This window comes from Dyadobacter sediminis, assembly GCF_005860765.1.
Taxonomy (GTDB): Bacteria; Bacteroidota; Bacteroidia; order Cytophagales; family Spirosomataceae; genus Dyadobacter; species Dyadobacter sediminis.
The window spans coordinates 47,803-62,380 of the sequence record NZ_VCEI01000032.1 but is presented as its reverse complement, the minus strand read 5'-3'; the positions used below and the strand labels follow the sequence as shown (position 1 = coordinate 62,380).

The 14,578-nt window shown below is 45.6% G+C and carries 13 protein-coding genes; 6 read left to right on the top strand and 7 right to left on the bottom strand.

The genetic code is table 11. From position 1 onward, the window contains the following. The first annotated feature begins 11 nt into the window (after window positions 1–11). A complete protein-coding gene (locus FEM55_RS24380) occupies window positions 12–1,004 on the top strand; it encodes an NAD(P)H-quinone oxidoreductase (RefSeq protein WP_138284052.1) in 993 nt (330 codons plus the stop codon). 93 nt (window positions 1,005–1,097) lie between these two features. Here the strand turns inward: FEM55_RS24380 and FEM55_RS24375 are convergent, their stop codons facing one another. Beyond that, window positions 1,098–3,077, bottom strand: coding sequence for a TonB-dependent receptor plug domain-containing protein (locus FEM55_RS24375; protein ID WP_229209404.1), 1,980 nt, complete (start codon window positions 3,075–3,077; stop codon window positions 1,098–1,100). 124 nt (window positions 3,078–3,201) lie between these two features. On the opposite strand from FEM55_RS24375, the gene pdxR reads away from it, so the two are divergent. From pdxR to FEM55_RS24355, 4 genes are all read left to right on the top strand, one after another. Further along, window positions 3,202–4,689 (top strand): MocR-like pyridoxine biosynthesis transcription factor PdxR, encoded by a 1,488-nt coding sequence (gene pdxR, locus FEM55_RS24370; RefSeq protein ID WP_138284048.1) that lies wholly within the window; start codon window positions 3,202–3,204, stop codon window positions 4,687–4,689. Window positions 4,690–4,781: 92 nt separating this feature from the next. Continuing rightward, complete coding sequence (locus FEM55_RS24365; RefSeq protein ID WP_138284045.1) at window positions 4,782–6,125, top strand: D-arabinono-1,4-lactone oxidase; 1,344 nt, start codon at window positions 4,782–4,784, stop codon at window positions 6,123–6,125. Between the two features lie 211 nt (window positions 6,126–6,336). After that, the gene (locus tag FEM55_RS24360) at window positions 6,337–7,011 is read left to right on the top strand and encodes a TetR family transcriptional regulator C-terminal domain-containing protein (RefSeq protein ID WP_138284042.1); all 675 of its coding nucleotides are present in this window, start codon (window positions 6,337–6,339) and stop codon (window positions 7,009–7,011) included. 2 nt (window positions 7,012–7,013) lie between these two features. After that, entirely contained in the window at window positions 7,014–8,315 is a 1,302-nt protein-coding gene (locus FEM55_RS24355; protein ID WP_138284038.1) for an ABC1 kinase family protein, read from the top strand. A gap of 63 nt (window positions 8,316–8,378) precedes the next feature. Here the strand turns inward: FEM55_RS24355 and FEM55_RS24350 are convergent, their stop codons facing one another. From FEM55_RS24350 to FEM55_RS24335, 4 genes are read right to left on the bottom strand one after another with little or no spacing between them, the layout of a single operon-like run. Further along, window positions 8,379–9,494, bottom strand: coding sequence for an AI-2E family transporter (locus FEM55_RS24350; RefSeq protein ID WP_138284035.1), 1,116 nt, complete (start codon window positions 9,492–9,494; stop codon window positions 8,379–8,381). 41 nt (window positions 9,495–9,535) lie between these two features. Beyond that, window positions 9,536–9,982 (bottom strand): GNAT family N-acetyltransferase, encoded by a 447-nt coding sequence (locus tag FEM55_RS24345; RefSeq protein WP_138284032.1) that lies wholly within the window; start codon window positions 9,980–9,982, stop codon window positions 9,536–9,538. A 44-nt stretch (window positions 9,983–10,026) separates the two neighbouring features. Then, the gene (locus tag FEM55_RS24340; protein ID WP_138284028.1) at window positions 10,027–11,520 is read right to left on the bottom strand and encodes a cryptochrome/photolyase family protein; all 1,494 of its coding nucleotides are present in this window, start codon (window positions 11,518–11,520) and stop codon (window positions 10,027–10,029) included. After that, entirely contained in the window at window positions 11,517–11,663 is a 147-nt protein-coding gene (locus FEM55_RS24335; RefSeq protein WP_138284024.1) for a DUF2256 domain-containing protein, read from the bottom strand. Before FEM55_RS24335 ends, FEM55_RS24340 begins: the two co-directional genes overlap by 4 nt. A gap of 92 nt (window positions 11,664–11,755) precedes the next feature. Between FEM55_RS24335 and FEM55_RS24330 the strand changes: the two genes are divergently transcribed. Then, window positions 11,756–12,709, top strand: coding sequence for an MBL fold metallo-hydrolase (locus FEM55_RS24330; RefSeq protein WP_138284020.1), 954 nt, complete (start codon window positions 11,756–11,758; stop codon window positions 12,707–12,709). Window positions 12,710–12,908: 199 nt separating this feature from the next. Here the strand turns inward: FEM55_RS24330 and FEM55_RS24325 are convergent, their stop codons facing one another. Then, a complete protein-coding gene (locus FEM55_RS24325; RefSeq protein WP_138284016.1) occupies window positions 12,909–13,805 on the bottom strand; it encodes a DUF72 domain-containing protein in 897 nt (298 codons plus the stop codon). 161 nt (window positions 13,806–13,966) lie between these two features. After that, window positions 13,967–14,482 (bottom strand): cupin domain-containing protein, encoded by a 516-nt coding sequence (locus FEM55_RS24320; RefSeq protein ID WP_138284013.1) that lies wholly within the window; start codon window positions 14,480–14,482, stop codon window positions 13,967–13,969. Window positions 14,483–14,578 lie beyond the last annotated feature (96 nt).

Genomic DNA, 14,578 nt, shown 5'->3' with positions numbered 1-14,578 from the left:
AAATTCAAAGCATGAAAGCTGTTGTCATTACAAAGCCGGGTGCGCCGGAAGTACTGAAAATTCAGGAACGGCCCATTCCGGAAATCGATGCCGATGAAGTTTTAATTAAAGTGTATGCTGCCGGCGTTAACCGCCCGGACGTTTTCCAGCGAAAAGGAAGTTATCCTGCGCCTCCGGGTGCGCCGCAGGATATTCCGGGACTGGAAGTGGCCGGTATCATTGAACAAACGGGCAGCGATGTTACTGACTGGAAAACGGGTGATAAAGTTTGTGCGCTGCTTGCGGGCGGCGGGTATGCGGAATTTGTAAAGGTAAATGCACGGCATTGTCTGCCTATACCGGCCGGGTTCAGCTTTGCCGAGGCAGCATCTTTGCCTGAAACCGTTTTTACCGTCTGGCATAATGTATTCCAGAGAGGCAATCTGCAGCAAGGCGAACATTTTCTTGTGCATGGCGGAAGCAGCGGCATCGGGATCACGGCCATACAGCTTGCAAAGGCTTTCGGTGCAACAGTATTTACAACGGCCGGCTCAGACGAGAAATGCAACGCATGCAAGGCACTCGGTGCCGATTTGAGCATTAATTACAAAGCCTCTGATTTTGAAACAGAGCTGAAAAACCATGGCGTTGACGTCATTCTGGATATGGTCGGCGGCGGTTACATTCCAAAAAATATTCGTTTGCTCAACACGGACGGAAGGCTGGTTTTTATCAACATGATGAACGGAAGCATCGTAAAATCTTCGGAAGATCCGCTGGATTTCAGTCTCGTTATGCGCAACCGGCTCACCATTTCAGGCAGTACTTTACGCAACAGGAATGCGGAATTCAAGGCCGCGCTGACTGCTGAAATCAGAAAAAATGTGTGGCCCGTCATGGAAAGCGGCCGGTTCAAGCCGGTTATTTTTGCCCGGTTCCCGCTTGCCGAGGCTCACAAAGCGCATGAGTTAATGGAAGACGGAAGCCATATCGGGAAAATTGTTTTGGTAGTCGCTGGCGATTAGCTTTTAGCTGTTAGCTACTAGCTTTTAGCTGTTAGCTTCTAGCTGTTAGCTGTTTATTGCTAAATGTTAAAGCCAACCGCTAACAGCCAATCGCTAATCAATACCAAATTTCAATCCGCCCATCAGCCAGCGTCCCGGCATTCTGGAACCCAGCAAGTCGCTGTATTGCGTGTCAAATGCATTGTCGGCCTGAACAAAAACGGCCAGTTTTCTGCTGTAAAACGCATATTCCGCTCTGGCATTCAGCACAAAATATTGCTTTGAAATAGTGGCTTCAATAGCGGCTGCTTCGCGCGCAGCTCTTGCTTTATAAATGCCGTTTACACTAAGGGAAAAGTTTGAATGCTGATAAATTGCTGAAAAATTGGTCAGAAACCGGGCATGCGAAGACACATAGAATGAAGTTACTAGCTTGCCGCTCTTGCTGTCCAGCCACGTCAGGCCGGAATTCAGGATCAGTTTCCGGTTTTCAGTGAAAGCATTTACAAGCTGAAAATCCAGTTCAAGTCCGGTCGTATTTACATTTGCTATGTTTCTGGCCAGACCAAATGTTCCCGTTGGTGAAAGATTGTCTTTTCTAGGCATTTGTGCATAGGGCGTAATCACATAATCGATGAGATCGTTTTGAAGCCTTTGAAAGAATGTACCCGAGATTTTAAGCTGCGTTGCATTGTTTTTGGTCAGGAACCAGTCGGCTCCCGCTTCGTAACTGAACGATTTTTCCGCCTTCAGATTAGGATTTCCGACGTTGCCGCCCGTTACAACAGCTTTGTTATAATTATTAAACCTTTCCGTAAAATCAGCATCGCGGATCGTTTTTCCGGCACTTCCGCGCAGTTGCCAGCTTCCTTTTTTATAGGATACATTCATCTGCGGCACGAACTCCGAACCGATATTTTCGCGCCAGTCCAGACGAACGGACGGACTTACCGTAACGTTTTCACCGATGTTTTGAGACAATGAAACAAATGGTGCCAGTTGATTGATCGCATGGTTTCCGCGGTCGTTGGAAGAAATTTTCCTGTTTTGATAATTGATCCCGCTGATAAGGCTTGTATGCCGGCTTAATGTCTGCTGCCACATCAGCAAACCCTGCCATAACTGCGACTTGCTGCTGTTTGCAATGGCATGCGGATTGAAAGAATATTGATCGTTCACCAATTTGTAACCGCCGCTGAATGAAATAGTTGTTTTATTCTTTTTATAAGCAACCCGAAACTGGTTCCAGGAAGTTTTTACGATTTCACTCGCCGTATCCGATCTGATAACGGTATAAAAATTCTGTGCGGCAAAATCACGGTGATCATAAGAACTTCGTACGGCTGCTTCCCAGTTTGGCGAAATGGCGTAATTCAGAGAAAGTGACGCAGTGTTATTGTTGAAATAGCCTTTGATTCCCCGTTGCTGCACGCCGGAGGCATTATTTGTGATCAGTCCGCCGGAAACAGCGAGTTTGTTCCTTTGGATAAAAGCGCCTGCATTTACATTGAAAAGCCCGTATTCTCCGCCGGTTACAGCTGCATTAACCGTTGTTTTCTGGATGTTTTCCTGCGGATTTTCAGCTTGCATTCTGGCCGCGAAAGTTTTGGTAATGACATGAATAACGCCGCCAACGGCATCGGATCCGTATATGGCGGATGAGGCGCCTTTCAATACTTCGATGCGTTCAATTTCAGAAGCTGAAACCGGAATGTAACTGTTGAAATGCCCCGTATTCGGATCGTTCAGGCGGAGCCCGTCGAGTATTACCAGCACCTGCTGGAACGTGCCGCCGCGCAAGACAATATCGCTTTGTGAACCCATGGGCCCGCGTGCCTGTATTTCTACGCCCGGAACGTAGCGCAGAAGTTCATCAATACTGTTCACCGGAAGATTCCGAAAGTATTCGCCTTTGATCACGGCAATGTTGCGGCCCGTTTGTGACGCCCTTTTTTCCGTCAGGGAAGAAGTAACCGTAACCGGGTCCAGTGCTATTTCCTGCGCTGCGGCTAAATGACAAATCAACAGGAAAATACCTGAAAAAGAGATTTTTATAAAAACAGACTGAATGCTTGGAATGCGCATTGAATACATCAAAACAAGACTTTTTATTACTGAATAAAGATTTTTACCAAACATCTTTTCGCTGATAACCTTTCACTGTTTTCTTCAAAACTAATACCTTGCCGGACTGTTTACATACTCCGGTTTTAATATAATGAGTAGTCCGGTTGAAATTCCTTTTAAAAGCGTCATTCTGCTGGAACGCGGGACGGCAACGCCCGTTTATCTTCAGATTGCACGACAAATGATCAATGCCATTCAGCGCGGGGTTCTGAACAAAGGCGTAAAACTGCCCGGCACGCGTTCACTGGCCGAAATGCTGGACGTACATCGTAAAACAGTCGTTGCCGCGTACAACGAACTCGATGCGCAGGGCTGGATTGAGATGCTGCCGAACAAAGGAACATTTGTGACCGATAAGTCGCCGGTTCTAAAAGCGGGTTCATTGCCTTTCAATGCTGAAAATCTGGTCAGTTATCCCCAAGAAACGGGTTTTTCATTCGAGCGAAGTATGCTGCTCGACAGGCCGGTATCGGTTTCGGGAACGGGGCTGGAATTCACGGACGGGCTGCCGGATGTTCGTCTTGCGCCCATGGACAAGCTGGCAAAAGCCTATTCCAGCGTTCTGAAAAGGAGCAACAACCGCAAGTATCTGAATTATGCGCATGTGGAAGGCAACACGTATTTCCGTGACAAACTGGCCATTTACCTCAACAATACACGCGGCCTGCATATCAGCAGGGAAAATATCATTACGACAAGAGGAATCCAGATGGGAATTTACCTTGCTTCCATGCTCCTGATCCGGAAAGGTGACCATGTTGTTGTGGGCAATCTCAGTTACTATACGGCAAATATGATTTTTCAGCAGGCGGGTGCCAATATTATTTCCGTTCCTGTGGACGATCAGGGGATTTCGGTGGATGCAGTCAGAGAGTTATGCCTTACAAAGTCCATAAGGATGCTTTACATCACGCCGCATCACCATTATCCCACAACGGTCACACTCAGTGCCGGACGCCGGGTGGAATTGCTGAACCTTTCGGTGCAGTACGGATTCATTATCCTGGAAGATGACCATGATTACGATTTTCATTACAACAGCAGTCCGGTTTTACCCTTGGCAAGCGCGGATAGCGCGGGAATGGTCGTTTACGTCGGGTCATTCTGCAAGGCGCTGGCGCCCGGCCTTCGCAGCGGGTACATTGTGGCGCCCCGGAACCTGATTTCGGAACTCGGCAAGTTCCGTCGCATCATTGACCGGCAGAGTGATCTGATGATGGAACAGGCTCTGGCCGAATTGCTGGACGAAGGCGAAATACAGCGGCATATCAAAAAAGCCCAGAAAATTTATCATCAGCGGAGAGATTTGCTGAGTACCTTGCTGACGCAGCATTTGAGTGAATACCTGAATTTTACGTCTCCGCCGGGCGGTCTGGCCATCTGGACGGAATGGCAAAAAGATATTAATCTCATGCGGCTCAGCAAAGCTTGTCTGAAAAAAGATCTGCTGCTGCCGCAAACGCTGCTTTTCCAGACCGGCCAGCTAAGTGCTGTGCGGCTCGGATTCGGAAACCTGAATGAACACGAATTGAACGAAGCCGTAAGTATCATGAAAGAAGTGCTCGAAAACAAACCGTGAACATCGTCCGGAATGGAATTGAAATCAGAAATTATTAAACTAAATTAGGATTTTAACTTGCAGCTGACGGAGGCTGTGTTTTAATTCTGTTTATGAAAAAAAGAACTTTTATAAAATTATCTTCAGCATTAATGGCAGCTCCATTATTTTCACCATTAACCGGCTGGGCAATCGGCGGCAAGCTCAAAAACTGGGCGGGCAATTTGGAATACAGTTCCGACAAGCTGGAAAAAGCCGGATCCATTGCACAGGTTCAGGAATTCGTAAAAAAACATGACAAGTTCAAGGTACTGGGCACACGCCATTGCTTCAATAGTATTGCCGATACCAGAGACCGGTTTATCACGCTTGTGGACATGGAGGATATTCAGCTGGATGCCGCCAACAAAAAGGTAACGGTGAGTTCGGGTGTGAAATATGGCCGGCTGAGTCCGTATCTCCACGAAAAAGGTTTTGCATTGCATAATCTGGCTTCCTTGCCGCACATTTCCATTGCCGGTGCCTGCGCAACGGCCACGCACGGTTCAGGCGCAAAAAACGGGAATCTGGCCACGGCCGTATCGGCTATGGACATGATTCTGGCAAATGGAGAAACTATTAATCTGAGCCGCGAAAAGGACGGTGAAAAGTTTAATGCGGCAGTCGTGCATCTGGGTGCTCTGGGCGTAGTAACCAAAATCACACTCGATCTTCAGCCTACTTTCACGATGGGCCAGTACGTTTATGAGCATCTTTCCTTTGAGCAGCTGAAAAACAATTTTGAAAGTATACAGGCCAGCGGTTACAGCGTCAGTCTGTTTACAAACTGGCAAAGCAAGGATATTGCCGAGGTGTGGATCAAGCAAAAAATCGAGAACGGCCAGCCTTTGAAAGCGGAACCGGAGTTTTTCGGCGCAAAGCTGGCGACCAAAAACCTGCATCCCATTCCGGAGCTTTCGGCGGAAAACTGTACGGACCAAATGGGTGTGGCCGCGCCGTGGTACGAGCGTATGCCGCACTTTAAAATGGGTTTTACGCCGAGCAGCGGCGTGGAGCTGCAGTCGGAGTATTTTGTGTCTTCACAAAATGCGGTTGATGCCATTCTGGCGATTTCGCGGCTGGGCGACCGAGTAGGACCGTATCTGCTCACATCCGAAATCCGGACGATTGCGGCGGACCATTTCTGGATGAGCCCGTGCTACAGGCAGGACAGCGTGGCCATTCATTTTACGTGGAAACAGGACTGGCCGGCCGTCAGCAAACTGCTTCCTGTGATCGAGAAGGAACTGGCACCTTACAATCCGCGCCCGCACTGGGGCAAACTGTTTACCGTTTCGCCCGACGAGCTGGAAAAGAGGTATGATAAAATGCAGGATTTCAGGCAGCTTGCCAAGGAATATGACCCCAAAGAAAAATTCAGGAACGAGTTCCTGAACCTGAATATTTTCAGGTCCTGAATAACGCTGAAATCTTATGTAAAATACAGCCGGAAAAGGAATGATTCCGGCTGTATTTTTTGTTATACTATAAGTCCATGCACCGGTTCTTTTAGGATCATTTACTGAGTTTTATTCCTTTGTAAATTTTCCAGCAAAAAGCCGCTGTGTAAGAAACAAACGCTCTTAAGCGTTAAGTAAATCATCCAGTTTGCTAAACCAAATTAACATAATGGCAACAAAAATAATAGGCGTTACTTCTGAGCCGGAGCCACTCACTTCGGAAAAGATAACCGAGTTATATATGCATTACTGCCTTGAAAATAACAGAAAACCCGAGTCGGTCTATCTGTTCTGCAAGCAGAACGGAATTGTTGAAAAGGAGTTTTACAAGTTTTTTTCTTCCATTGATTCCATTGAAAAAAGCGTGTTTGTGAGCTTTCACAGAATGGCTGTCAATCTGATCAATCAAAGCGGCGAAACAGAAACGCTTGGTTTCAGGGACAAGCTGCTTACTTATTATTACACGTATTTCGAAATTCTGACCGCCAACCGGAGCTATGTCGTTTTTGATCTGAAAGATGAAAAAGCAAGGCTGCATAACTCTGCGAAACTGCAGGAATTCAAAAAGTATTTCAAAGCGTTCATTACCGAAATAAGCGCCGGTTATCTCAAACTGACCAATGACCGCATCCGCAATGCGCAGCAAAAAGCGCTGGAAGAAGGTGCCTGGGTTCAGTTTCTGGTCACATTGCGTTTCTGGCTGGATGACGAATCCATCGGTTTCGAGAAAACGGACCTTTTTATAGAGAAATCCATCCGCGCAACTTTTGATCTGATCGATATAACGCCGTTTGAAAGTGTGATCGATTTTGGTAAATTTTTGTTTAAAGAAAAAATAAAGTAGGAATGGAGACCATAGACAGCATACCTACTTCCAAAATACAGCGTGCAGGCAAACTGATTTCAACAGGAGTAAAAATAGGAGGCAATTACCTAAAATATTACGGCGAGAAAATCACCAATCCGGAATCGGCGAGGGATAACCTGAACAGTAACAATGCCGAGGATATTTATGACGGTCTGAAAAACCTGAAAGGCAGTGCTCTGAAACTGGCGCAGATGCTGAGTATGGAAAAAAACTTTCTGCCGCAGGCGTATGTGGAAAAGTTTTCATTGTCACAGTTTTCTGTACCGCCGTTGTCTGCACCGCTGGTTGTCAGGACTTTTAAAAAATATTTCGGCAAAGCGCCGCTCGATCTGTTTGATTCCTTTGATGCCAACGCAATCAATGCGGCAAGCATTGGTCAAGTGCATAAAGCAACGCTGAACGGAAAGGAACTGGCGGTAAAAATCCAGTACCCCGGCGTTGCGGAAAGTATTTCAACAGACCTTGCGCTTGTGAAACCCATAGCCATGAAAATGTTTAATATTCAGGCAAAAGATTCCGACAAGTATTTCAAGGAAGTTGAAACAAAGCTTACCGAAGAGACCAATTACATTCTGGAAATTGCGCAGAGCAACGAAGTGGCGCAGGCTTGTGCACACATTCCGAACCTGAAATTCCCGAATTATTATCCTGAATTTTCCTGCGAACGTGTAATTACAATGGACTGGATGAACGGAAAACATCTATCCGAGTTTTGCAAGTCCAATCCGGATCAGGAAACGGCCAACAAAATAGGGCAGGCGCTCTGGGATTTTTATATGTTTCAGGTTCATGAGCTGCGCAAGGTGCATGCCGATCCGCATCCGGGCAATTTCCTTGTCGATGAACAGGAAAATCTGATTGCCATTGATTTCGGCTGTATGAAAGAAATTCCGGAATCGTTTTATGTTCCTTATTTTGAACTTGCCGAGCCGGAAAACCTGAATGACCAAGCATTTTTCCATTCCAGACTGACTGCGCTCGAAATACTGACCAGCAAGGATACACCGGCAGAAACGGTCTATTTTTCAAATCTGTTCCGGGAAATCCTGATGCTTTTTACGCAGCCTTTTCAGTCCGAAACATTTGATTTTGCGGATGAACAGTTTTTCGGAAAACTGGCGGCATTGGGTGAAAAATATGCAAATGACAAAGAGTTGAGGAAAATGAACGTGAACCGCGGTTCAAAGCATTTCATTTATATCAACCGTACTTTCTTCGGCTTGTTCAGCCTGCTTCATGATCTGAAAGCAAACATAGAAACCAGGCAAATTCTGGTATAAAGCATACTTTTGAACGGGACTACGGTTCCGTTCAAAAGTTTATTCAAGATCAGTAACCGCTCTTTACGCTTCCGCTTCGGGCTTTGGTTTCTTCTTTTTTACCAGCCTGAATATATCGTTACTCGCCTGTTCGGGCGTCTGATCGCCAAGCAGGACACCCCATGGTTTCAGGTTTTCCACACGGTCGAAAATGGCTTTCATGATTGCAATGGCCGGAATAGACAAAAACATGCCTGAAAAACCCGCAAGTGCGCCGCCGACCAATACACCGACAATGGAAACCAGCGCATTGATTTTTACCTTGGAAGCTACAATAAGCGGAACAAGCAGGTTGTTATCGATCAGCTGAACGGCTATAAAAACGCCGACAACGCCAAAAATAACATTGATTTCCGGATGACTGATGAAAGTGACCATAACTGCCAGCGCCGTAGCCACCAGTCCGCCGATATAAGGAATCAGATTCAGGATAGCGGCCATAATGCCCAGCAAAATGGCGTATTGCACATGCAAAATCAGCAAACCGATGGAATTAAGAACGGCTACAACGGTAGTTTCCAGCAATAATCCCACCATATAGCTCTGGATAATCGATTTGATTTCCGCAAGCACTTCCAGCACCTGCGCTTTGTGTTTTTCTGCAAAAAGAACCACCATGAAATGCAGCAGCATCGTACGGTAATAAAGTAGTAAAAAGGTGTAAATAGGAATCAGGATCAGTGTTCCGAGCGGTCCGGTTACAATGCCGAGCGTTTCGGTACCCTGAAAGTTTTCAAGTGTTTTGGTCTGTGCATTTTTCAGATACTGTTCCTGCTGCCGGTAACTTACGCTGTATTCATTCCGGATCCAGCGCCTTGCATCATGGTAAAAATCGTTGATGTTTCGTTTTAGCTTCGGAAGTTCTTCCGAAAAATCAGAAATCTGCATGGAAAGCAAAACACCGATGGCGGAAACAATGAGCACGGCAAGCAGTACTGCCAGACTGATGGCTATTACTTTGGGCAAACCAACGCGGACAAGCATGTTTTCAACAGGCCGCAGCAAAACGGCGATCAGCCCGGCAAGTGCCAGCGGAACAAGAATATCTTGACCGAGATAAATTCCCAGCATCAGAATGCCGATCCCAAGTAATGAAAGTGCAAATTTCTGATAAAACGGAGGAGGGTCCAGTGAAGTCATTGCTTGGTTTCAGGTTTAAATTTTATGGGATCAGTGGGTGCTTACAACTTCTTTTTCATGCACACGCTTCTTTCCGAACTGGCAAAATCGCTGTCATCAGCCATTGAGTAGCCCAGTTTGGCGTACAGGGCAATGGCTTCCGGCTGTCCCTTTCCCGTTTCCAGTATGGCATGTTCACAATCGTTTTCTTTTGCCCATTTTTCGAGTTCACCGACGATAGCCGATGCAATTCCTTGGCTCCTGAAAGCCGGGTCTACAAACATGCGTTTCAATTCGATTGTGGAATCGCCGGCCATTTTAAAGCATCCGCATGCAACGGCAACATTTTCTTCCATGGCAAGCACCACAGTCGGCAGTCCGGTAATGCGATTGTACTCTTCATAATCTTCTTTACGAGTGTTATAAATCATGCACAATGCATCGTCCAGCAAGCCGGTCAGTCTTACAAATTCGGGATGTTCACTGTTTGTTCTGTAAAGTTGAATCATAAGTCATGGTCTTAAAACGGCTTAATTTACACCGTCTGTACGAATTACAATGCAAACCCGCTGTCAAGTTTTTTCAGGAAAGTATTGGCATACTTTAAATGTACCTGTTGTTTTTCTTCCGGCATATTGTCAAAAGTGTTGAGCAGCATGCCGATACGCGGGTTCTGGCCGAAAAATTTTCTTTGTTTGTCCATAAACCGCCAGAACAATCCGTCCCAGATCTGCTGCCATTCGCCTTTCTGGAAATCACTCATTTTCATCAGATAATTGCTGCTGCTGATGTACGGTTTGGTGGCCATCAGTCCGCCGTCGGCAAACTGGCTCATGCCGTAAACGTTGGGCACCATCACCCAGTCGTACGAATCAATAAACAGTTCCATAAACCATTTGTAAACTTCATCGGGATCGAATTCGCAAAGCAGCATGAAATTTCCCAGAACCATCAGCCGCTCGATATGATGGCAATAGCCGATTTCCAGGACTTTTTTAATAACGACATCCACAGGTTCAATGCCCGTTGTTCCATTCCAGAATGCTTCGGGGATTTTCCGGGTAAAGCCCCAGTAATTGCGCGTACGTTCGGCTGTTCCTTTTACTTCATAAACGCCCCGCATGAATTCACGCCAGCCGATAATCTGCCGGATAAAGCCTTCCACCGAATTCAGCGGAACATTCCTGTCAGCTGCAAACTTCAATGTTTTTTTTACGACATAGCGCGGCGTCAGCAATCCGGTATTAAGCATGGGCGTAAGCACGCCGTGATGCAGAAAATGCTCGGTCGTAACCATGGCATCTTCATATTTGCCAAATTCTTCAAACCGGTTTTCAAGAAACTGGTCCAGCCATTTTTCACTTTGCGCGGAACTGACCGGGAATCTTGTATTTTCAGGAATCCGTCCGTAGTTGTCTTTGTAATGTGCGTCAGTGTATTTTACAGCTTCGGTATAAAATGCATCTTCTTCAGGGAAACGGATTGGCGGAGGTACTTTTTTTCTCGGGTATTTGACTCTGTTTTCCGTGTCAAAACTCCATTTGCCGCCTTCCGGCTGCTCATTTTCATCCAGCAGAATTTTCAGTCTTTTACGCTGTACCGTGTAGAAATCGGCTTGGAAGTATCTTTTCTTGTTCATGAAGTACAGTTCCAGGTCTTCCTTTGTATTCAGGAACATCGGCGTGGCGTATTCTACAAGCGTTATGCCTGCTTTTTTCACCGCGTTGCTCATTCTTTTAAGCAGCCAGTTATCCGTCACATCCACATAATGAATTTCTGAAATCCCTTTTTCTTTTAAATACGGAATCAGCTTTCGGACGTCGGCATGCTCTTCATGCGCTTCAATGTATTCAACCTGATAATGATTGCTGAGCAGCTGCGCTTTGTAGCATTGCATGGACGCGCGGTGATGAAACAGCTTTTGCTTATGGAAATTGAACTGGTTAAAAAACAGGAATTCCTCAACGAGAACAACGCTTCTTTCTTTATCAACAGCGGGATTGTCCTTGAACAACTGATGTGGGAACAACAACGTAACGGCTTTCATTGAACAGCTTTGTTTTTATTTGAGCGGCATTTATCACTGCAGTATTTCACTTCATCCCACACTTTTTCCCATTTCTTGCGCCACGTAAAACTGCGATTGCAAACCGGGCACATTTTGACGGGTAAATCCGATTTTTTGATCATATTTGAATATTCACCCGCTGTTAAAGGTTAAACGATAATTTTTGTATTGTAAATAATCATTCCCGCAGGCATGCTCAAATGCACTCACGTATATGATTCGATCCGGCGCTGTGATATTATGGCTGTTTGTTCTTTCGGTTTCAGCTTCTTTTGCCCAAAACGGCTTTAAAGTGGTTCCGCTCGGGGTAAAGGGCGGGGTAGAAGACGGAAATTTATCTGCTTACATGCTTGCTCCCCTGCAATCCGACGGCTATGTCTGTCTGGATGCGGGTACTATCCATGCAGGAATTCAGAAGGCTGTTTTCAGCGGCGCATTTAAGGTTTCTGCCGAAGAGGTTCTAAAAAAATATATCAGGGCGTATTTCATTTCACATCCGCATCTGGACCATATTTCCGGAATGATCATCAATTCTGTGGAAGATACGGCTAAAAATATTTATGGTTTTCCGGATTGTATCCGCACGATAAACGATCATTATTTCAACTGGAAAAGCTGGCCGAATATGGGAAATGAAGGAAACAGCCCGGCTTTGAAAAAATACACGTACAAAATCCTGGAACCCGGAATCGAAACAAAGGTTGAACAAACGCAAATGACCGTAAAGGCATTGAAGCTCAGCCATTCAAAACCGGGTGAAAGTGCCGCTTTCCTGCTTGAAAATACCGGAAATTACGTGCTCTACTTTGGAGATACCGGCCCGGACGAGATCGAGAAAACGGATTATTTGCAGCAAATCTGGAAAGTAGCCGCCCCGTTGATCCGCTCCGGAAAACTGAAAGGGATTTTTCTGGAAGTTTCCTACGCCAATGAGCAGCCGGACGAAAAGCTGTTCGGACATTTAACGCCAAGATGGTTTATGAAGGAAATGAACAAACTGGCTGAACTGGCCGGCAAAGACAAAATGCATAAACTGAACGTCGTTGTCACGCATATAAAACCGACAGGAAACAGCGAAGAACAAATCAAAAAGCAGCTCGCATCGGAAAACAAGCTCGGACTGAACCTGATTTTTCCGGAGCAGGGGGTTGGGTTTGAAATCAAGTAGTTTTTTGTCATTTGCTGCGCGTCAATGGGGTGTTGGGTGCTGGATTTTGTCGATTGGTTTTTTTGTCATTTGCTGCGCGTTATGGATTGTTAAGGGTGAAGTTTTTGAGAATTTTGGTCATTCGCTGTGCGTCATCTGTTGTTAAGTTTTGGTTTTTAAGCTAATCGCTAAAAGCTGGCGGCTAATAGCTGACAGCTAATCAAAAAAGCTCCATTTGCGTGTTGGTACTTTGGATGATCGGAATTTTCAGGTTTGTGCCCAGTTCTTCGTTCAGTTTTTTGATGAAATAGCCGGATAGCAATGGCATTGGCTTTTCAAGGTCCTGATGTACGAAGAAGTAAATATTTTCAAGTCCGTTATCAACCCATACTTTCAGGCGCTTTACCCAGTCGTTCAGCCTTGCATAATCGGCCTCGGCATTGATGCTGTTGAACCGGACGAAAGTATTTGCCGTGCTCAGCCGCATATGCAGTACATCCCTTCGGCCCGGTGTGTCGGTAATAAGCTGTGTAATATTATGGTTTTCAAGTACTTCGTGAAGCGGTTCCGTGTTCCATGAGCCGTCAAACCAGCCGGAATGCCTCAGTTCAATGGCAAGTGGAAATCCGGACGGCCAGTCTTTCAGATAATTTTTCAGCGTTTGAAAGTGTGCCGGACTGAAATTGTCGGGAAGCTGAAGAAAAAGCATACCCAGTTTTTCCTGCAGATGGGCTATTCCGTCCAGATACAGATCCGTCACTGCTTTGGCGTCATACAACTTTTTAAAATGGCTTACACTCTGATGAACTTTCGGGAAAAAGCGGAAGTCTGCAGGTGTTCTGTTGTGCCAGCCTTCAATGATATGAGGTGTGAAGTTGGAGTAAAATGTAGCATTCATTTCAATGCAGTTGAAACGGCTTGCATAATACGTCAGTTCATCGCGGGTTCCTTTGGGATAGAAATTTTTCAGGTCGGCGCGGTTCCAGCTCGGGCTGCCGACATATATGTTTGGTTTGCCTTTAAACCCTTTCTTCTGCAAAAGGATTTTGTTTTCGGGTAAATCCGCAGGCATTGTAAAATCAATATTGCCCGGATGCTCAACTTTGCCGAATTTCATATCAAAACAGTTTTAAATAAAAACTGCCTCAAAAATCAGTCCGGCACATGTCCGAAGTGTTCAGAATGGGCTACAGTCAACAGATTTCTTTATACGGACTGGTTCTGAAATGCAATCTGATTTTTGAGGCAGTTATTCAAATAACGTTTTATTCCGCAAATCTATCTTCCGAAATCATCCTGAACGCGTACAATATCATCTTCGTCCGAAGGATTGGACGGATCGGTATGCTGCCATATTTCAGCCACGATTCCCCATTCGTCCACACCGACAAGCCTGTGACGTTCCCCCTTTTTCAGGTCAATAACCGTTCCGATCGGAAGTTGCTGCAATGCGGTTTCCTCGTCTGTATCACTGATCACAATGCCGGCATTTCCACCAATTACCTTCCATATTTCAGCACGGCGATGGTGATACTGCCAGGATAAACGCTTGTTTGGCGCTACAACCAGTATTTTCGGGCTGAGTTTTTCGTAGCCTGCAAAATCCTGAATGGAAAGATGAGGGAAAAAAGTAGCAATGAACTTGGGCGCTTCACTTTCTTCCAGCACAAAAAAACCGCCCCATGGCCGCGAATGATCTTTACTGACAACCGTGAAGCCCTGCTCATCTATAAACTGCTGAACTTTTTCAAAAACAACTTCCTTATCGGCCGTTTCTGTAAATGACTGTATCATACCAATTGTATTACAAATGTGAAAATGTAGAATTTCAAAATTAGAATAAAAAACAAAAAGATGCCCCAAAATATTCAGGGCACCTTTTGAATTATA

Coding starts and splice junctions, on each gene's coding strand:
- FEM55_RS24360 (WP_138284042.1), top strand. CDS start 6,337: ATGGCAACAAAAATAATAGGCGTTACTTCTGAGCCGGAGCCACTCACT.
- FEM55_RS24365 (WP_138284045.1), top strand. CDS start 4,782: ATGAAAAAAAGAACTTTTATAAAATTATCTTCAGCATTAATGGCAGCT.
- FEM55_RS24330 (WP_138284020.1), top strand. CDS start 11,756: ATGATTCGATCCGGCGCTGTGATATTATGGCTGTTTGTTCTTTCGGTT.
- FEM55_RS24335 (WP_138284024.1), bottom strand. CDS start 11,663: ATGATCAAAAAATCGGATTTACCCGTCAAAATGTGCCCGGTTTGCAAT.
- FEM55_RS24340 (WP_138284028.1), bottom strand. CDS start 11,520: ATGAAAGCCGTTACGTTGTTGTTCCCACATCAGTTGTTCAAGGACAAT.
- FEM55_RS24320 (WP_138284013.1), bottom strand. CDS start 14,482: ATGATACAGTCATTTACAGAAACGGCCGATAAGGAAGTTGTTTTTGAA.
- FEM55_RS24350 (WP_138284035.1), bottom strand. CDS start 9,494: ATGACTTCACTGGACCCTCCTCCGTTTTATCAGAAATTTGCACTTTCA.
- pdxR (WP_138284048.1), top strand. CDS start 3,202: ATGAGTAGTCCGGTTGAAATTCCTTTTAAAAGCGTCATTCTGCTGGAA.
- FEM55_RS24355 (WP_138284038.1), top strand. CDS start 7,014: ATGGAGACCATAGACAGCATACCTACTTCCAAAATACAGCGTGCAGGC.
- FEM55_RS24345 (WP_138284032.1), bottom strand. CDS start 9,982: ATGATTCAACTTTACAGAACAAACAGTGAACATCCCGAATTTGTAAGA.
- FEM55_RS24380 (WP_138284052.1), top strand. CDS start 12: ATGAAAGCTGTTGTCATTACAAAGCCGGGTGCGCCGGAAGTACTGAAA.
- FEM55_RS24325 (WP_138284016.1), bottom strand. CDS start 13,805: ATGAAATTCGGCAAAGTTGAGCATCCGGGCAATATTGATTTTACAATG.
- FEM55_RS24375 (WP_229209404.1), bottom strand. CDS start 3,077: ATGTATTCAATGCGCATTCCAAGCATTCAGTCTGTTTTTATAAAAATC.